Genomic DNA, 18,421 nt, shown 5'->3' on the forward strand with positions numbered 1-18,421 from the left:
AGGGATCAGCCGGACGTCGCCAAGCGCCTCGCCCCAGACTCCGCCGAGCCCGACCATCACGACCGGGCCCCAGGCCGAGTGCCGCTTCGCCCCGACCATCAATTCGACGCCCCGGGGCGCCATCGCTTCGACGAGGATCCCGTCGAGCTCGAGGTCGGTCGCCGCGAAACGGTCAGTCAGCGCCGTCCAGGCGGTGCGCAGGCCGGCATCGTCGGCGATGCCCAGGACAAGGCCGCCGGCCTCGGTCTTGTGCTGCAGCGCCGCGGTCTGGACCTTGGCTGCCACCGGATAGCCGACCTTCGCGGCGATTCTCACCGCGTCGTCGACGGTCGTCGCCAGCGCGCCCTCGGGGACTGGCACACCGGCCGCGGCCAGGATTGTTTTGCCCCGCCACTCTGGCTGTGGACCAGGATCGAGGTTGATGGGGCCGGCCAGGTCGCCGAGCGGGACGACTGCCCGGGTGCGGGCCAATGCGCGGCCGTAATGGCTCACCGCCGCCATCGCCCGCAGACTCCGCTCCGGCGAGCTGGAGATGACCACCCCGTTCTCCGCGGCGTACGCGGCCAGCTCCGCGGGCACGGGCAGCACGTCGCCGAGAAGGGCAACGGCGACCGGTTTGGGCTGCCCGGCCGCGGCCCTGGTCACGTGCTTGAGCATCTCGAGGTTGGCCTCGGGATTCGAGTAGGGGACCGCGAGGGTGACGGATCCGATCCGATCGTCGCCGAGCAGTGCGGCGAGCCCATCGTGGAAAAGCTCCGGATCGATGACGACCGCCGTGCCGAGATCGAGCGGGTTGTTCGGCTTCATGTAGGCCGGCAACCGAGCGGCGAGGATCGCCTCCGCTGCCGGCGAGAGGGCGGGAACCTCGATGCCGAGATCGTCCAGGGCATCGAGGGCGATAGCGCAGAAGGCCCCCGACGTCGTGGCGACGGCGGCGCCTCCCGTCGGAGGTTGCGGGTATCGCGCGAGGATCTCGGCGACGTCGACGAGCTCCTCGAGAGACTCCACGACGCACGCGCCCGCGTGGGCGGCCAGGGTTTTCAACACCCCGTAGTCCGCGGCGAGCGCCCCGGTGTGCGATGCCGCGGCCTGGCGGGCCACGAGGCTGCGACCGGTGTGCATCAGCACGAGCAGCTTTCCCCGCGCGCGCATCCTTGCGACCGCCGCGAGGAAACCGTTCGGGTCACGGATGTCTTCGGCATAGATGACGGCCCCGCTGGTCGCCGGGTCGTCGGCGAGGTAGTCCAGGTAGTCGGCGAGCGTCAGTCCGGCCTCATTGCCGGTCGAAAAGCGGTACGAGACCGCCACTCCGCGTGCCTGCAGGCCCTGAAAGATCATGTTCATGAGCCCGCCGCTCTGAGCGAGCACCGCCACCGCGGGCCTGGCGGCCTCGTCGAGTCGCTGTACCGGGGTGTCGGGCAGGAAGACGGTGTTGAGCGGCTCGACGTAGTTGGTGTAGCCGATGCAGTTCGGTCCGACAAGATGCAGACCCCCATCCCGGGCCAGCCGGCTGATCTCCATCTGCTCGGCGCGACCCGCGTCGCTGAACTCCGCGAACCCCGACGCATAGATGACGCCGACGCGGACGTTCCTGCGGACACAGGCGGCGACAGCGTCGCGGACCCCGGTGGCGGGCAGGGTGAGAAGCGCGAGATCGACGCCCTTGGGCAGTGCGTCGATGGAGGTCAGCATCGAGAGCCCGCCGATCTCCCCTCCGGAACGGCCAACCAGGTGGATGTCGCCGCGAAAGTCGTTACGTTGCAAGCTGTCTAGCAAATTGCGACCACTCGAACCCGGCTTCGCGGAGACACCGACGATCGCGATCGAGCGGGGGTTGACCATTGTCGCGACCGCCGAGGCGGCGGCCCCTTCGTAAGGGTTGCTCGTCATCGTGGCTCCTCGAGTCGGTCGGTCTTCAGCTGCGCGACGGCGCCGGACGGTCCAACGGCTTCGCTCGTTTCTCCACGAAATCGCGCAGACGGTTTTCGGACTCCGCCGAAACAGCGTTCCGTCCGACCAGGGTCTCGACGTAGAGAGCGTCGTCGTATGACATGTCGTTCACGCGGGCGAGCCCTTGCGTGATCGCCCAGTTGCACTCGGGTGGGTTGGCCGCGACGGTCTTCGCGATCTGGCGAGCCATGTCGAGCGCGGTGCCCGCGTCGACTCGGTACTGAACCAGGTTCTGGGCGAGCGCCTCGTCGGCGTCAAGGACCCTGCCGGTGAGCATCATGTCGGTCATTCGCGCATTGCCAATCAGGCGCTGAATGCGCACCGAGCCGCCGGCGCCGACGAATATGCCACGTTGGGCCTCGGGCAACGCGAAGAACGCGGTGTCGTCGGCGACCCGGATGTGCGCCGAGGCAGCCACCTCCAGCCCCGCGCCGATCACGGCACCGGTCAGGGCGGCGATCACCGGGATGCGACCGCGGGCGATCTCGTCAAAGGCGACGTGCGGGGCGTGCGGGCCAACCCGCGTCCGCTCGATGTCGCCGTCCATCAGGCGCCGGGCAGTCTCGGCCAGGTCCAGCCCCGCGCAGAAATCTGGACCGACACCGAAAATCACAGCCGCTTTCGCTTCGTGACCGGCCACCTGGGCAAGCCGACCGAGCTCGGCGAACATCCGGTCGTGCAGCGCGTTGCGCTTCTCTGGGCGGTTGATCCCGATCAATGCGACATCGCCGTCGAGTTGGTACGTGAATTGGTTCTCCACCACCGGGGACTCGTCTCCTTCCCGCCGGGGGGCCAGCCCCCACATAGAACGCCGTGCGCATGTGCAGCGGCTCGCACCCCAGGGAACCGCCTGCGGCAAAGAGTGTCCATGCCATAAAGTCGCTAGAACCGACGAAATCGTCCAGACCGTGCTTGCGAAGGGCCGATGCCACCACACGAACACGCGAATGATCCGGCCGCCGAGGACGTCGATGTCCTCGCGTCGCTGCTGGATGTGCATCGCCTGACGACCGTCGTCGCGGGCAGGATCGACCTCGCCCCTCCGTGGCGGGTGGACGCGGAGCCGACCACGTTGCTTGCGGTACTCGTGCAAGCCGTCGGCGAAAGTCACCTGGTCCCGGCGCCGGGCGCCGAACCGATCGTGACGCGGCCAGGGGATGTCGTGATCCGCCCGCATGGTGCCGGCGGGTACATGCACGACGGCTCCGATCCGTCGAGCACGACCTGGACACTCACCTTTCCGCCTGCCGGCACGGCGACGCCCCAGCCGCTGCGACTGACCGGCGACCGCCCCGTCAGCTCCTTCGTGTGCTGTCTGATGCAGATGGGTGATGCACCGCGTGGGCCGCTGTGGGACAGCCTGCCGAGCGTGATCCATGTCCCAGGTGATGCTGCGGCCGGGACCGCGCCGCTGCGGCTCGTGGCCGACGCGATGATCGAGGAGAGCGCGTCACCCGGTCCGGCGAGCACCCGGCTGATGAGCCGCTTCGCCGAGATCCTGCTGATCCTCGCGCTGCGGCTGCAAACCCGTGACACCACGGGCCGGCCCGGCTTGCGAGCCCTGGCCGACCCGCGGATCGCGCCCGCCATCACGCTGATCCATGCCGACCCTGCGCATGCCTGGTCGGTCGCTTCCCTGGCGTTGGCGTGCGGCCTGTCGCGTTCGGCATTCGCCGCGCGGTTCGCCGAGGCGGTCGGCGAGACCCCGCACGTCTACCTCATCCGATGGCGGATGGCGACGGCGGCGAAGCTGCTCGCGACGACCGACATGACCGTCGCCCGCGTAGCAGCGGCCGTCGGGTACATCAACGAGGCCGCGTTCCGCCGCGCCTTCGCCGACCATCTCTGCAGCACCCCACGCGAGTACCGAAGGCACCACCGATGAGCGGTTCGATTGCGCGCGGCGCCCGCTACTGTCCGGCGGCGAGCCCGCGACCGTACCCGTTGTCACCGGCGATCGTGGTGAGCGCGGCACCTTGGCTCTCGCGCCTGTGCTGGGCGAGAATCCGCAGGCACAGGGCACGGTCCTGGGCCGCGAGAGCGTCGATGAGCTGATCGTGTTCTTCGGTCGCGATCGCGGTGTCGGTGGTGGCCACATGCAGCAGGCGGTAGGGCTCGGACACCGTCCAGAACTTCTCCGCCTCGGCGAGGTATATCGCCATCGGTGACAGTTCGAAGATCTCCCGGTGCAGTGCCCGGTTGAGCCGGTTCACCGCCGAGATGTCGTGCCTGGCCGCGGCGGCGGCGATCTCGCCGTTGATGGCCCGCAGTCGCGCCACCTCGTCACTGGAGGGCCACCGGACCGTCCGGATGAGCTCCGTCTCGAGGAACTCGAGCAGATTGTGGATCTGCTCGAGATTTTCTGTACTCAGCCTCGTGACGAAGTAGCCCTGGTGTGGCCGATGCGTCAGGAGGCCTTCCGTGGTGAGCACCCGCAGCGCTTCCCGCAGCGGCACCCGGCTGATCCCCAGCGCGCGTGCCATCTCTTCCTGCCGGATCTGTTGTCCCGGAAGGAGTTCGCGATTGATGACCATCTCCCGCAGCCGGTCGATGACGCTCGCGACGCTACGGTTCTGGGCAGTAGGCGCTGGCGCGGTCGGACCCACCGTCCCCGGCATGAGCCGCCCCCTGTCACCGTGCGCTACCGCTGGAACTATACCGCCGGCCACCATCGTCACAGCTGACGTCAGGCCGGCGTGATCTTGACCGGGACCCGTCCCCACGACCGGACGGTGTTGTTCAGCCGCCGGGCCGGCGTATCGGCAAGTTCGAGCCTGGCAACTTTTGTGGCGAGTGCGAAAAGTACGGCCGCGCCTTCCATCCGCGCGAGGTGCTGGCCCACGCATTGGTGAATGCCCATACCGAAGCCAACGTGGCCGGAAACTCGACGGGTGAGGTCGTAGCGGTGCGGTCGGTCGAACCGGCGAGGATCCCGGTTCGCCGACGCGAGGTGCAGCAACACCTTCGCCGCCGCCGGCACCCGGACACCAGCGATGTCGGCGTCGCGGATCGCGGTGCGACAGAAGGTCTGGACGGGTGACTCGAACCGGATCGCTTCCTCGAACGCGATGCGTGCTCGCGCCGGGTCCTGCTTGAGCAACTCCCACTGATCGGGGTTGACGGCCAGGCAGTGTATCGCCGTCGCGATCGCTGCGACGGTTGTGTCGACACCGGCGGTGAGCAGTGAGCGAACGAGCAGAGGTGCCTCGTCTGCCGGCAGCTCGCCGCGGTCGACGGCGTCCCAAATCTGGGCACCGAGGCCACCGGGCCGCAACGTGTCCCTGCGGGTTTGTGCGGCGATGGCCGCGATGGCTTCGGGTGCTTTTGCTCTGGCGGCGGTGAACAGGTCATTTTCGGGCCCACCGCTATTGAAGACGAGGTCGCCGTAGGCGAGCAGGTGCGGCCGTACCCGCTCACCGAGGCCGACCGCGGCGGGGAACACGGTCAGCGGGAACGCCTCGGCCAGCTCGGCCACGGCGTCGAAGGTGCCGCGCTCCAGCAGCCCGTCGACCATGCCATTGGCGGCCTCGGCGAATTCGTCCTGCAGGTTTCGCAGCGCTCGCGCTGTCAGGATCTTGTTGACCACCGCGCGGCGCGGCGTGTGTGCGGGCGGATCGGCCTCGATGAGCAAACTCGGTGTGCGGAAGTTCTCGCTCGCGTTGAGGTCCTCGATCCCGACGCCGTCACTGGATATCAGGTCCTCCCACTGCCGCAGGCCGGCGAGCACCTGGTCGTACCTGCCGCACGCGTACACCCCGTACCGGGAAAGCCACACCAAGGGTCCTGCTTCACGCAGCCGCTCGTGGAAGTCGTGTGGTTCGCGTAGGACGTCGTGGTCATACGGGTCGACATCGAGCACGGGTACGCCATCGAGCGTCTCGGGGCTGGTTCTCATGACGACTCCTCGGCCAATTTCGCGTGGATATGGCGGAGCTCTTTCTTCAGGATCTTTCCGCTGGGGTTCTTGGGTAGGTGGTCGGCGAAGACCACGTACTTGGGCCGCTTGTAGCCGGCGAGCACATTGCGTGCGTGTGCGTGGACCTGCTCGACCGTGACTGTGGCGTCCGGTTTGGCAACGATGACCGCGGTGACGGCCTCGATCCAATGGGGATGGCTGACGCCGAACACGGCGACCTCGGCGACGCCGTCGAGCTCGAACAGCGCTTCCTCGACTTCCCGCGACGCGACGTTCTCCCCACCGGTCTTGATCATGTCCTTCTTGCGGTCGACGACAGTGAGGTAGCCCCGATCGTCGAATACTCCGAGATCCCCGGAGTGGAACCACCCGTTGCGAAACGCGACGGCGGTCTTGTCCTCGTCTTCGTAATAGCCCAGGGTCGCGTGGGGGCTTCTGTGGACAATCTCGCCCACCTCGCCTGGTGGGAGTTCGTTGTCGTCGTCATCGACGACACGGGTCTCGACATTGATCGCCGGGCGTCCCGCGGAGCCCGCGTGCGCCAGTTGCTCGTCTGGGCGCAGGATTGTGGCGACCGGCGCCATCTCGGTCTGGCCGTAGAAGTTCCACAAACGCACGTCGGGCAGGCGCCGCTGCAGCTCCCGCAGCACCTCAACAGGCATGGGTGAGGCTCCGTAGTAGCCCTTGCGCAGGCTGGACATATCCGTGCGGTCGAAGTCGGGGTGTCGCAGCAGTGAGATCCACACCGTCGGAGGGCAGAACAGCTTCGTGACCTTCTCACGCTCGATGACTGCCAGCAGCGTGGCTGGGTCCGGGCTGGACACGATGATGCTGGTGGCGCCCAGATAGACGTCGACAGAGAAGAAGCAGTCCAGCTGGGCGCAGTGATACATCGGCAGGGCGTGCACCTCGACGTCGTCGGCGCTCATTCCGCCGTCGATCACGCATGAGGCGTACTGGCTGATCAGCGAGCGGCTGGACAGCAGCACCCCTTTCGGCCGGGATTCTGTGCCGGAGGTGTACATCAACCGCAGCGGGTCGTCGTCGGCGATCCGCACATCCGGCGCCGGCGGGTGATCCCCGGTGTCGATCCAGGTGTCGACGTCTTCCCATCCATCGGTGGGTGTTGCCGCCGACAGCCCGATCCAGCCGCGTACCCCCCCGGCCAACCCGGCGGAGGCGATGGCGCTCTCGGCAGTCGGGACCAGGACGTCCTCTACGACCACGCCTGTCGCGGCGGAATGGGTGAGGATGTAGGCGATCTCGTCCGCGCCGAGCATGAAGTTGACCGGCACCAGCACGATGCCCAGCCGGGCCGTGGCGAAGGTCAGCACCGCATAGGCCCAGCAGTTGTGCGACAACAACACCAGCCGATCACCCTTGCCCAGGCCGCGGTCGGCCAGGGCGCGGGCGCACCTGTTCACGCTCGCGTCGAACTCCGCGTAGGTCACGCGTCGTTCTCCGGCGAGGACGGCGAGCTTGTCCGGATAGCGTAAAGCCGTGCGGCGCAACAAATCACCCACTGAATGCTGACGGGCACGGGATACCGCGTCGCTGGTCACCGGGAGTCCTTTCTGCCTTGCGGAGCGTGTCTGGTGAAGGCGGTGCCGCTGCGCTCACGGCAGACCGTAGATGGCCAGGGTGGTCTCACCGCCGCGAAGGCGCTGGATGATCCCCGCCTCGGTTCGTTCCCGCTCGACGCATCCGCTTCGGGTGTCGTCGGCGCTCGCCGCCGGAATGCACACGACCCCGTCGGCGTCGGCGACGATCAGGTCGCCGAGACCGACGGTGACGTCGCCCAGCTGCACGGGTTCACCGAGCTCTCCGTCGCCGTGAGGGTTCTTCGCGGTCCCGCGGATGCAGAGACGTTCGGCGAAGACCGGCCAGCCCAGCTCGATGAGTCGCCGCGAGTCGCGGACGCCTCCGTTGATCACAAGACCCGCCAGGCCGCGTGCGATCGCGGCCTCGGCGAGGATCTCGCCCCAGTAGCCGTACTCGAAGCCGCCGCCGGTGTCGACGACCAGCACCTCACCGCGGCTGGCTGCGTACACCGCGCGGTGCAGCCACAGGTTGTCCCCGGGCGGCACGCGGACGGGAAACGCCCGCGCTTCGAGGTGCATGTCCGGTGACAAGGGCTTGATCGCCGAGGGCAGCGCACCGATGCGCCCGGCTGTCTCGTGCGCAGTGGCCGAACTCAGCTCGACACGGGTCTGGTTGTTCAGCGTCATCACGTTTTCCCCGTCGGGTGCTGCAGGGTGTGATAGCCCACGGCGCGGCGCGCCTCCCGCAGGGAAGTGCCGGCCTCGACGGCCCGGCGGATCGTGTCTTCGGCACGCTCGATCTCCGCGGCCGCCGCCAGCACCTCCTCGGAGCGCGAGGCGGGAATCGCCACGAGTCCGTCGCCGTCGCCGAGCAGCAGGTCACCCGGTTCGACCCGGACACCGCCGATCGACACCGCGACCTGGGTGGCCTCGACGCGGACTCGGTCCTTGCCGGTGCGCATCCAATTGCCCCGGGAAAAGATCGGGTAGCCGAGGATGAGACTGCGGTCGACGTCACGGCACACGCCGTCGATGACCGTCCCGGCGACGCCCCGGCCATGGGCGGTCGTCGTGAGCAGGTCGCCCCACACGGTGGCGTCGAGGCGGCCCTGATTGTCCAGCACGACGACATCGTCGGGGCCGAGATCGTCGATGTAGTCACCGACCGTGCCGCGGTCCTGCCCGACCGGCCCGTAGCGCACCGTCCAGGCCCGCCCGGCCAGCCGAAACGCCCGGTCGAGAGGCGCGATGCCCAGGGCCTGCCCCGCGATGCCGAGGCGATCCAGTGCGTCGGAGACCGCGGACGTCGACAATGCGGCCAGCCGGGTTACCGGCGATTGCTCAGCTGTCACCATCGGTCAGCTCCTCATAGCTCTTGCCCATCACCTCGGAGACCGGGGTGCCCGCCTCGATCGCGGCCGCCATGGCCGCCTCCGTGGCGGCGATCCGCTCCGCGGTGCTCAACACGTCCCCGGCGCGTGCCGCCGCGATGACGACCACTCCGCCGGCGTCGGCGAGGACGAGGTCACCCGGGGCGACAGGTATTCCCGCGACCTCGACGGGCTCACCCCAGGCCAGTTCGACTGCCCGCCCCCGGGCGGTGACTGGCGTACTGGCGCGGGCAAACACGGGCAGTCCTGCTTCGCTGGCTTCGGTGACGTCCCGGACCGCCCCGTCGACCACCACGCCTTCGATGCCCCGTGTCGCCGCTGCACGTGACAACAAACCACCCCAGCCCGCGCAGTCGGTCCGGCCCTGGTGGGCGATCACGATGACGTCGTCCGGGCCGGACGCATCGACCGCGGCGGTGCCCAGATGCCGTCGAGGCGTAGCGGTGGGTTCAGCGGGCGGCGGGCCCAGCTGGACGGTGACGGCGCGCCCTGCCAGCCGCCGCTGGGCGGCGAGCGGTCGGAGCCCACCGACGACGCCGGTGAGGCCGTGCCGGTCCAGGGCATCGGACACGGCGCAGGTGTCCAGCGTCCGGAGCCGTTTCACGAAGTCGTTCATGGGCGGGCGGGCACGCTTTTCAATGCCGGGAACACCAGGCGCGCGTTGTCCTCGAATATCGCGCTGCGTTCGGTGTCGGACAAGAAGTCGAAGCCGTCGATGACGGGTTTTATGTCGTCGAAGTCACGGCCGGTGTCCGGGTTGGGGGCGCTGCCGCTGCCCGGCTTCTCCGTCCCGAACAGCACCCGGTCCGTTCCGACCGTGCGCAGCAGCAACTCTAGCGACGGTGGGTGGTGCAGCACCGAGTCGAACCAGAGCCTGCGCAACGCCGTCTCGAATCGCTCCGATTCCGGGCTGCCGCCCAGCGCCGGGTGCAGAACCTCGGCCTGCCAGCGCCCGATCTGGTAGGGGACCGAGCCGCCGCCGTGGGAGATCAGCACCCGGAGCGAAGGAAAGTCGCTGAAGACCGGGCTGCGCAGCATCGACAGGATCGCGATGGATTCCTCGGTGACGAAATGCTCGCTGTAGGTCTCGCGTTCGCTGTAGCAGCCCGCGGAGTGGACGTGCATGGGCAGGTCCCGTTCGACCAGCTTCTCGTAGAGCGGGTACCAGTACCGGTCGCCGAGTGGCGGGGTGTGGCCACGGCCTTCGTGCAGGTCGGGGTTGACCAGCACGCCGACGAAACCGAGGTCCACGATGCGGTCCAGCTCGGCGAAGGCCACATCGACCGGCTGGTCGGGCACCAGTGGCAGCGCTGCGACTCCGGCGAACCGGTTCGGGTGCAGCGCAACGGTTCTGGCGATGGTGTCGTTGTTCGCGCGGATCCACGGCTCCACCAGCCGGGTGGGGTTCATCGAGGTGCCGAGGTGGAACGGGCGTGGCGACACCAGCTGCAGGTCGGTGCCCACAGAGTCCATGATCGCCACGTTGCCCGCGGCGGCCTCGGCCATCGCGTCGTCGGAGATCTTGGGCTTGCCCGCGTGGTAGCCGCCATCGGCGATCAGGGTCGCCCGGTAGGCGTAGAGGCCGTCGGGGGCGACGAGATGGGCGTGTGCGTCGATGATCACGGGTCAGCCTTCTCCTAGTAGTGCGAGGATTTCGAGTTGGATCTGCATCGGCTCCGCCAGGTCGATCCGCAGCGTGTGCCGGGCGGGCCTGGACGCCGCGTCGGGAAACATCTCGATCCAGTACTTGTCAATCACGGGGCGGATTGCCTTGTCGCGCACAAAGATCGTGCACTTGGCCACGTCCTCGGGTCGGCCGCCGGCGGCCTCCAGGACTCGGCGGGCATTCGCGAACACCAGCTCCACCTGCTTTTCGATGTCCTCCGGCACGGTTTCCGTCGCAGGGTCGAGCGGGGAGATCCCGCTGGAGGTCAACAGGTTGCCGACCACGCATGCCTGCGGGATCGGCAGGCCCCCGTGATGCAGGCCGGGCACCTCAATCGAACGTCGTGCCACGATGTCTCTCCTTCCTATCGCCAGCTCAAAAAGCCCATGCCGCAACCGGTTCCGGCCACCGATCGGACAATGGGCACATACTCGGACCAGTCGACCGGCCTTCCCTCCATGGCACCTGCGACCGCGATCCAGTTCCGGATCTCCGAGGAACCGCTGTTGAGCAAGGAGTCCGGGATGGCGCACAGCGTGTCGCTGTCCTTGCTCGTGATCGCGTCGAGTACCTGCCGATCCAGCTCCTCGTTGACGACGAAGTGACTCAATCCGCCTGAGGCGAGCAGCGCGATGCGCGCATCGATCGGCGACGCCGCGGCGGCCGCACGCAGAGCACGCCCGAGTTCGAAGCATCGCCGAGGGGTCGGCTGGTTGGGCGGGTAGTAGGTGTTGAGCATGAACGGAATGACGGGGACGGGGTCCGGCTGCAGAAACTTGTGGATCGGAAAGCCGTAGGCGTGCCCGAAACCTGTTCCGGGCGGTGCGTCGGCCATCCAGCCGATGTCGAAGCCCTCGGTCATCAGGCCCCGCGCCAGGTCCTCTGCCAGCTCTGCGTGTCCGGCGAAGGAGAATTCGGCGTCCATCAAATAGCTGCGGGCCGCCTCCTTGAAAAATTCCGAATCGTGGTCGTCGAGCAGTCCTGTGGTCATCGTCGCGGCCGCCGAAATGGCCATCACCGGTTGGTTGGTATCGGTGAACAGTTCCCGCTGATCGTCACCGACGATCAGGACGACATCGGGTGCGACGCGTTGGAAGTCCTCGCGCAACCGGGCCAGCGCCGCCTCGGTACGGCGCCAGTTCTGCTCCCAGACGCTGGGTGTGCAGCTCGCGGCGAACCGGTCGCCCGCCTCGGCCGCGAGGTCGTCGAAGCTTCTGATCACCCCCGAGTCGTCGTAGAGTTCGGGGTTGGTGCGGTCCTGGTCGGCACGCTCGGCCCACAGCCTCGGTGGTGCGGCCAGCAGCGGGCTGTGTGAGGTGGCGGCCCCAAATACGATCTCTGCCACGGAAATACCCTTCTGATTGGTGTCAGTCGACGACGGTGAACAAGCGCGGATCGCCGGGTGGGGACACCCGCAGTGCCTCGCCGGCATCGGTGATTCCGGCCAGGTCGCCACGGAACCCCGGCGGCGCCGGCTCCGGATGCAGCAGCCGCCGCAGGGCGGCGGCCAGCGCGGCGGCCGGATCGGCGGGGGCGTTCGCGACGCGCCACGCGACGTGGCGGTCGGGACGGACGAGCAGGGCGCCGTCAGCGCGGGTACCGCGCACGGACGTCCACTCTCCCGACGGGTCGGCCAGGGTGTCGTCCACCTCGACGACGGTGAGCCGAACGCCGGTGATGGTCTCGGCCGCGCGTCGCCAGGTCACCGCGTGGGCCGCGTCGACGAACAGCGTCATACCCTCGGGCGCGACGAGGTCCGATGTGGACACTGGGTGGCCTGCTCGGTTCAGCCAGATGTGCGGAATGTGGTGTCCTGGCCTGGCAGTCGGGCAAAACGCGGTAGCTGAGTCGTGTCCCGGCGGCGGCGGTGTGCCGTCTGGGATGACGGCGCCGGTCTCGTAGGCGAACCCGGCCTCGATGTTGAGCTGGCTGTAGTCCTCCGCGTTGTGCGCCACGGCGACCGCCGTAGCCGCTCGGCGCCGCGCACCTTCGGGGGTGTCCGCGGCCCACACGGCGATTTGAGCCCAGCCGTCCTCTTCCGATTGTCCCGGCGCGAGGCCCAGTGCGCCGGCGACCGGTGCGTGCCGTCCCGCGTTGCGCAGCGAGTGCTCGACGTTGCGGGCCGCGATCGGCATCCGTTCGCTTTCATAGCTGTCCAGCAATGTCTCGGCGGCTTCACCCGCCAGCACCGCCGCGATCTTCCACGCCAGGTTCGTCACGTCGCCGATCGCCGTGTTCAACCCGAGGCCACCGGTCGGAGGGTGACGGTGCGCGGCGTCGCCGACGAGAAACACCGGGCCGACTCGGAAACGGTCGGCGACCACACCCTCGAACTGCCAGTGGCTGATCGCCCGCACCTGCATGTCGAGGTCGGGCAGGCCGAGAATCTGTCGTGCCTGCCGCAGGATGGTCTCGGTGTCGTCAGCGGCCGGGTCGCCGATGCGGTAGGCCAGGCCCAGGGACCACTCCGGTGACTGCGCACCCCATCGGCCAGGGCCGAGCGCCAGCAGCGCCGCGGCGAAGGTGCCCTGGCCGGCGGGGGAGATGAAGTAGGTCAGCAATGCTTCGGGGTCGGCACAGGAGGAGAGGTCGGCGGCGAAGTACACGCTGACGATGTCGAGTAGAGCCCGCGGACCGGAGACACCGACACCAAGCAGTCCCGCGCAGGTCCGGCCGCCGTCGGCGGCGATCACGAAACGGGCGCGGACCCGGTACGAGTGGCCGCTGTCGTGGTCGACGATCGTCGCCGTGGCACCGCGGTCATCGCAGTCCAAGCCGACGAGCTCGTGCTGGGAGCGGACTCGGCCCGGCCAGGCTCGCGCGGCGTGCTCTCCGAGGATCGAGTCGAGCCGCAACTGGGGCAGGTTGGCGAACCTGCGCGGGCTCGCGGCCGCGTAGCGTGCCGCGTCTTCTCCGCCGCCCCACGCGTTGACCTCGCCGATCTTGCGGCCGTGCAGGGGAGTTGGGCCGGCGAGCGAGGTGTACCAGGCGCATTTGTGCCAGCGGTCCTCGGGCGGCGACTCCCGGTAGACCTGCTCGGCCACTCCCACGTCGTGCAGAGTTTCCATCGTCCGAACGTTGAGCAGGTGCGCCCGCGGGAAGTGGGTCGTGAACGCGCGGCGCTCCACCAGCAGGCCCTCGATACCGCGTCGGGCCAGCTCCAGCAGGGCCGTGAGTCCGGCCGGGCCGCCACCGACGATCAGTACCGGGACGTCGAGATCGACGTCGCTGTCCGTCGCAGGTTGGTTCATCGTGCGTCCTATCCGTGAAGCTTGCTCGCGCAGGATTGGTAGCCAATATGCCGGTTTGGACCGGGTTGCGCAAGAGCCGGATCGGGACGATCTGACATTCCGGGCATGATCAATCGGTATGTGACCTGGACATCAAGGATTGAAATCGGGGATTTGCGGTGACAGCAACCCCTTGACACGCGCCAGATTGGATATCAATATTGCCTTCCGATAAGTGTGATGTGCGTTACTAACGCTGGTGGACGACCAGCCCCTCGAGGAAGGCGACGACAGGTGAGCCAGCAAGTGCGCGGTGTGATTTCGCGGGAAAAAGGCGAGCCCATCGAGTTGGTGGACCTGGTGGTACCTGATCCCGGCCCTGGTGAGGTGGTTGTCGACGTGGTCGCGTGCGGGGTGTGCCACACGGACTTGACCTACCGCGCGGGCGGGATGAGCGATGAGTTTCCGTTCCTGCTGGGCCACGAGGCCGCGGGCATCGTGGAGCGTGTGGGCGACGGCGTCACCGCCGTCGAGCCGGGCGATTTCGTGATTCTGAACTGGCGCGCGGTGTGCGGGCAGTGCCGGGCGTGCAGGCGGGGCACGCCGTGGTACTGCGTTTCCACGTTCAACGCCGAGCAGAAGATGACGTTGACCGACGGCACGGAGTTGACCCCGGCGCTGGGCATCGGCGCGTTCGCCGAGAAGACGCTGGTGCACGCGGGACAGTGCACCAAAGTCGATCCGGCCGCCGATCCCGCGGTGGCGGCGCTGCTGGGCTGTGGGGTGATGGCCGGCTTCGGCGCCGCCGCGAACACCGGCGCGGTTTCTCGTGATGACACGGTGGCGGTCATTGGCTGTGGTGGGGTGGGCGATGCGGCGATCGCCGGCTCGGCGCTGGTGGGCGCCAAGAAAATCATCGCGGTGGACACCGATGACAGGAAGCTAGTGTGGGCCAAGGACTTCGGCGCCACCGACACGATCAACGCGGGCAGCGTCGATGTGGTGGAGGCGATCCAGGAGCTGACCGAGGGGTTCGGCGCCGACGTCGTGATCGACGCGGTGGGCCGGCCCGAGACGTGGAAGCAGGCGTTTTACGCGCGGGCCCTGGCCGGCACTGTGGTGCTGGTCGGGGTGCCTCCTCCCGACGTCCGCGTGGACCTGCCGCTTTTGGACTTCTTCACCCACGGCGGGTCGTTGAAGTCGTCGTGGTACGGCGACTGTCTGCCTGAACGCGACTTTCCGACGCTGGTGTCGCTTTATCTACAGGGCCGGCTGCCGCTGGAGAAGTTCGTCACCGAACGCATCGGCATCGAGGGCGTTGAGGAGGCGTTTCACAAAATGCACTCCGGGCGGGTGCTGCGTTCAGTGGTGATTCCGTAGCGGTTTCGAAGGGGTGGGGCAGGCTGCCCTTCCCACGATGCGGTCGAGATTTTCTTGACTGATCATTCTGGAATAAGCTAGCCTCTGACCGTGGGCAGGGCAAAGGAGTTCGATCCGGACACCGCACTGGACGCCGCGATGGACGTGTTCTGGCGCAAGGGCTATGAGGCCACGTCGATGGAAGACCTGGTGGATCACCTCGGGATCGGGCGGGCAAGCATCTACGCGACCTTCGGCAATAAGCATGAGCTGTACCTCAAGGCGTTGCAGCGCTACCGGGAAGGTGACCCGGTGGTGCAGCGGCTGTCTCAGCCTGGCTCGGCCGTCGTGGCGATCCGGGCGCTCCTGCACGATCGCGTGGAGGACATCCTGGCGGATCCGGACCGCAAGGGCTGCTTCGCGGTGAACACCGCCGTGGAGTGCCTGCCTGGTGATGAGCAACTGACCCACCAGGTCGGATCCGCTTGGAACACAGCAGAAATCGCGTTCACCAGTGCCCTGTACCGCGCGCAGGCGCAGGGCGAACTGGCCGCGGACAAGAACCCGAGGGAGCTCGGCAGATTTCTGGTCACCGTCCTCGAGGGACTCTATGCGCTGGCCAAAGTTCCTGACCCCCAACGACTGAGAGGCGCAGCGCGCGTCGCGCTGTCGATCCTGGAATAGGCGCCCCCTGTGTCACCGGGGGGCACCTCGTTTATCCAAATTCAAGAATCAACATTCTAAAAAGGAGTGGACATGACTACTGGACTGTCTGATGTCGAGCTCGCGCGGTCGCTGAACGGCGACTTCGAGAGCCGCCACGCCGAGGTGAACGGCGTCGACCTGCACTACGTCATCGGCGGCCAGGGCGATCCGCTGCTGTTGCTCGGCGGCTGGCCTCAGACGTGGTGGGCATTCCGCAAGATCATGCCGTCCTTGGCGCAGCAGTTCCAGGTGATCGCTGTCGATCTACGCGGTATGGGTTCCTCCGGCAAGCCGGAATCGGGCTATGACAAGAAGACGATGGCCGCCGATATCCTCGCGCTGGCACGCCATCTCGGACACGAACAAGTGAACATCGCTGGCCACGATATCGGCTCGCTGGTCGCCTACAGCTTCGCCGCCAACCATCCCGAAGCCGCGCGCCGAGTCGCGCTGATGGACGTGATGCACCCGGAGGAGGGCTGGTATCAGTTCACCGTGTTGCCTCGGCCCGAGCAGCCGGCCGTGATGTGGTGGTTCGCCTTCAATCAACTTCGCGGACTGCCGGAACAGTTGGTGGCCGGACGTGCGCGTTTCCTGATCGACGCGATGCATGACTCCGCTGTGGTTGATTCCGCTGCCATCGGCGATTTTGACCGCGACGTCTACGCCCACGCGTACAACACGCCCGAGGCGATTCGGGCGTCGAACGGCTGGTACCAAGCACTCACCCAGGACATCGAGGACGAGAAAAACTACGGCCTTCTCAGTCCAACGGTCCTCGCGCTCGCCGGTGAGATGACCTATGAATGGGTGCGAAATGTTTTGCCCCACAAGGCACTAGACTTCGAGATTGTGAAGATCGACGGTGCCGGGCACTACCTTGCCGAAGAGCGCCCGGAACTCGTCGTACAGCATCTGAGCACATTCTTCGGGAAGTGACACCGCATGGTCATCGGACCGTCTAGGCATCGAAATGCACGGGACCGAAATGGGAAGCGTTGGCCTCCATCATCCTTCAGCCGCTGCGAGCTGTTCGGTGACACTGGTGAGTTTGTGCCGGGGACGCCCGAGCGCTCGTCCCGCGCGCCGCTCGTGGTCGTCGATGCGTAGCCATCCCCGTTGATCGATCAACTGTGGGCGTCGTTCGCGCAGAATGCGTTCCACCGCTGAAGCTTCCAGGGTGCCGTCAGTGGGCAGCGCGCCGGCATCGGCGTCGGCAAGCAGGGCCCGTACGGTGTCGCGGGCGCATTTCTTGTTGGTTCCGATGATTCCGCGCGGACCCCTCTTGATCCAGCCGGTCACATAGGCGCCCGGCATCGGGTGCCCATGATCGACGACGCGACCGTCCACGTTCGGAATCACGGCGCTTCGCTCGTCGAACGGCAAGCCGAGCAGCGGTGTGCCGGCGTAGCCGATCGCCCGCATGATCAGGCCTGTATCGATGACTTCGTTCTCACCGAAGGGTCGTGCGTGCACATGACCGGAGTCGTCGTGCTCGAGGCGATTGTGCGACACCAGCAGCCCGGTCACCTTGTCGGTACCGAGTATCTGCACGGGGGAGGTCAGGAACCGCAATACGATTGCGCGCCGGTTTCCGGCGACCGGCCGTTCGGCATAGCGCCGCAGGGTGGCGACCTTACGCCGCGTCGCCGCGTCCTGGTCGCCGAGATGCACGTCGTGGTCGGACGGCGGCTCGCCGTTCACGACAATGTCCACACCGGCTAGGTCACCAAGCTCGTCGAGCTCTGGGTTGTTGAACGCGCCGTGCGCGTACCCGCGCCGCCCGAGCACGACGACCTCGCGAACCTGACTGGCGCGCAGGACTTCCAGTGCATGCGGTGCGATATCAGTGCGTTCCAGGTCGGCGATCGGCATGGCGAGGATGCGGGCGACGTCCAACGCTACGTTGCCGTTCCCGATGACGACGACGCGCTCGTGGGACAGATCGATATCGACGTCGCGGTAGTCCGGATGACCGTTGTACCAGGCGACAAATACCCGTGCGGCAAGGCAGCCCGGCAAGTCCTCGCCGGGGATTTGCATAGTTGCGTCGCTGGAGGCGCCGATCGCGTAGATCACCGCGTCGTACCACTGTGACAACTCTTGCACGCGAACATGATTGCCGATGTCGACGTTTCCGAAGAACCGGAACCCCGGGCGTGCAGCTGTCGCCTCGAAGACGGACTGGACGAGCTTCTTCTCAGGGTGGTCGGGGGCCACACCGTGCCGCACGAGGCCCCATTGCGTCGGCAGGCGATCGAACACGTCCACCTGGGTCGGGCGGTCGCTCAGCCGCTGCAGCTGTCCGTCGACGTAGGTGCCTGCCGGCCCTTCGAGGAGGTGCCCGGCGGCGTACAGGCCGGCCGGACCGGCCCCCACGACCGCAACGCGGAGCGGCCGCGTCACGCTTGTGCCTCGAAGTACTCTGCGTTGATGTTCTTGTATTCGGCCCACTTCTGCGGCAGTCGCGACAGCTCGTAGACCGCCTCGACCGGGCACGCCGGGACGCACGCTTCGCAGTCGATGCACGAACGCGGGTCGATATAGAGCTGTTCGGCCGTCATGAAATCCGGATCGTCCGGCCGGGGCCGGATGCAGTCCGCGGGACACGCTTCCAGGCACGAGTAGTCAGCGACGCATGGCGCGGCGATCACGTATGGCAT

General features: G+C 67.4%; 18 protein-coding genes. 4 read left to right on the forward strand and 14 right to left on the reverse strand.

Features of this window, described 5'->3' with window-relative positions; translation table 11 throughout:
- Together VJV41_RS10835 and VJV41_RS10840 are read right to left on the reverse strand one after the other, a co-directional pair.
- On the reverse strand, positions 1 to 1,890 hold a 1,890-nt coding region (locus tag VJV41_RS10835; RefSeq protein ID WP_325333500.1), incomplete at its 3' end, for an acetate--CoA ligase family protein.
- Between the two features lie 25 nt (positions 1,891 to 1,915).
- Complete coding sequence (locus VJV41_RS10840) at positions 1,916 to 2,713, reverse strand: crotonase/enoyl-CoA hydratase family protein (RefSeq protein ID WP_325333501.1); 798 nt, start codon at positions 2,711 to 2,713, stop codon at positions 1,916 to 1,918.
- A 162-nt stretch (positions 2,714 to 2,875) separates the two neighbouring features.
- Between VJV41_RS10840 and VJV41_RS10845 the strand changes: the two genes are divergently transcribed.
- Positions 2,876 to 3,835 carry an AraC family transcriptional regulator gene (locus tag VJV41_RS10845; protein WP_325333503.1) on the forward strand — a complete coding sequence of 320 codons (960 nt, stop codon included), beginning with the start codon at positions 2,876 to 2,878 and terminating at the stop codon, positions 3,833 to 3,835.
- 25 nt (positions 3,836 to 3,860) lie between these two features.
- On the opposite strand, the gene VJV41_RS10850 is transcribed toward VJV41_RS10845, so the two are convergent.
- The 10 genes from VJV41_RS10850 to VJV41_RS10895 all read right to left on the reverse strand — a co-directional run bounded on the left by VJV41_RS10850 (position 3,861) and on the right by VJV41_RS10895 (position 13,715).
- Positions 3,861 to 4,568 (reverse strand): GntR family transcriptional regulator, encoded by a 708-nt coding sequence (locus tag VJV41_RS10850; protein WP_325333505.1) that lies wholly within the window; start codon positions 4,566 to 4,568, stop codon positions 3,861 to 3,863.
- A gap of 68 nt (positions 4,569 to 4,636) precedes the next feature.
- Positions 4,637 to 5,845: a cytochrome P450 gene (locus tag VJV41_RS10855; RefSeq protein ID WP_325333507.1), complete on the reverse strand. Its 1,209-nt coding sequence runs from the start codon at positions 5,843 to 5,845 to the stop codon at positions 4,637 to 4,639.
- Positions 5,842 to 7,428 (reverse strand): acyl-CoA synthetase, encoded by a 1,587-nt coding sequence (locus VJV41_RS10860; protein WP_325333509.1) that lies wholly within the window; start codon positions 7,426 to 7,428, stop codon positions 5,842 to 5,844. The genes VJV41_RS10855 and VJV41_RS10860 overlap by 4 nt, the downstream gene beginning before the upstream one ends.
- A 54-nt stretch (positions 7,429 to 7,482) precedes the next feature.
- Positions 7,483 to 8,094, reverse strand: a complete 612-nt coding sequence (locus tag VJV41_RS10865) for an RraA family protein (protein WP_325333511.1) — start codon at positions 8,092 to 8,094, stop codon at positions 7,483 to 7,485.
- Positions 8,094 to 8,762, reverse strand: coding sequence for an RraA family protein (locus VJV41_RS10870; RefSeq protein WP_325333512.1), 669 nt, complete (start codon positions 8,760 to 8,762; stop codon positions 8,094 to 8,096). Before VJV41_RS10870 ends, VJV41_RS10865 begins: the two co-directional genes overlap by 1 nt.
- On the reverse strand, positions 8,749 to 9,414 hold the full coding sequence (locus tag VJV41_RS10875; RefSeq protein ID WP_325333513.1) for an RraA family protein: 666 nt from the start codon (positions 9,412 to 9,414) through the stop codon (positions 8,749 to 8,751). The genes VJV41_RS10870 and VJV41_RS10875 overlap by 14 nt, the downstream gene beginning before the upstream one ends.
- Positions 9,411 to 10,421 carry an amidohydrolase family protein gene (locus tag VJV41_RS10880; protein WP_325333514.1) on the reverse strand — a complete coding sequence of 337 codons (1,011 nt, stop codon included), beginning with the start codon at positions 10,419 to 10,421 and terminating at the stop codon, positions 9,411 to 9,413. The genes VJV41_RS10875 and VJV41_RS10880 overlap by 4 nt, the downstream gene beginning before the upstream one ends.
- A gap of 3 nt (positions 10,422 to 10,424) precedes the next feature.
- Positions 10,425 to 10,814 carry a RidA family protein gene (locus VJV41_RS10885; protein ID WP_325333516.1) on the reverse strand — a complete coding sequence of 130 codons (390 nt, stop codon included), beginning with the start codon at positions 10,812 to 10,814 and terminating at the stop codon, positions 10,425 to 10,427.
- A 14-nt stretch (positions 10,815 to 10,828) separates the two neighbouring features.
- The gene (locus VJV41_RS10890) at positions 10,829 to 11,809 is read right to left on the reverse strand and encodes a hypothetical protein (protein WP_325333518.1); all 981 of its coding nucleotides are present in this window, start codon (positions 11,807 to 11,809) and stop codon (positions 10,829 to 10,831) included.
- A gap of 22 nt (positions 11,810 to 11,831) precedes the next feature.
- Positions 11,832 to 13,715 carry an FAD-dependent monooxygenase gene (locus VJV41_RS10895; protein WP_325333520.1) on the reverse strand — a complete coding sequence of 628 codons (1,884 nt, stop codon included), beginning with the start codon at positions 13,713 to 13,715 and terminating at the stop codon, positions 11,832 to 11,834.
- Between the two features lie 273 nt (positions 13,716 to 13,988).
- Here VJV41_RS10895 and VJV41_RS10900 point away from each other — a divergent pair, with 273 nt between their 5' ends.
- The 3 genes from VJV41_RS10900 to VJV41_RS10910 all read left to right on the forward strand — a co-directional run bounded on the left by VJV41_RS10900 (position 13,989) and on the right by VJV41_RS10910 (position 16,697).
- Positions 13,989 to 15,074 (forward strand): S-(hydroxymethyl)mycothiol dehydrogenase, encoded by a 1,086-nt coding sequence (locus tag VJV41_RS10900; protein WP_325333522.1) that lies wholly within the window; start codon positions 13,989 to 13,991, stop codon positions 15,072 to 15,074.
- A gap of 90 nt (positions 15,075 to 15,164) precedes the next feature.
- Positions 15,165 to 15,737 carry a helix-turn-helix domain-containing protein gene (locus VJV41_RS10905; RefSeq protein WP_325333524.1) on the forward strand — a complete coding sequence of 191 codons (573 nt, stop codon included), beginning with the start codon at positions 15,165 to 15,167 and terminating at the stop codon, positions 15,735 to 15,737.
- Positions 15,738 to 15,809: 72 nt separating this feature from the next.
- Positions 15,810 to 16,697: an alpha/beta fold hydrolase gene (locus VJV41_RS10910; protein ID WP_325333526.1), complete on the forward strand. Its 888-nt coding sequence runs from the start codon at positions 15,810 to 15,812 to the stop codon at positions 16,695 to 16,697.
- Between the two features lie 69 nt (positions 16,698 to 16,766).
- On the opposite strand, the gene VJV41_RS10915 is transcribed toward VJV41_RS10910, so the two are convergent.
- Positions 16,767 to 18,164 (reverse strand): FAD-dependent oxidoreductase, encoded by a 1,398-nt coding sequence (locus VJV41_RS10915; RefSeq protein WP_325333528.1) that lies wholly within the window; start codon positions 18,162 to 18,164, stop codon positions 16,767 to 16,769.
- Positions 18,161 to 18,421, reverse strand: a complete 261-nt coding sequence (locus VJV41_RS10920) for a ferredoxin family protein (protein WP_325333530.1) — start codon at positions 18,419 to 18,421, stop codon at positions 18,161 to 18,163. Before VJV41_RS10920 ends, VJV41_RS10915 begins: the two co-directional genes overlap by 4 nt.

Source organism: Mycobacterium sp. (genome assembly GCF_035274705.1).
Taxonomy (GTDB): Bacteria; Actinomycetota; Actinomycetes; order Mycobacteriales; family Mycobacteriaceae; genus Mycobacterium.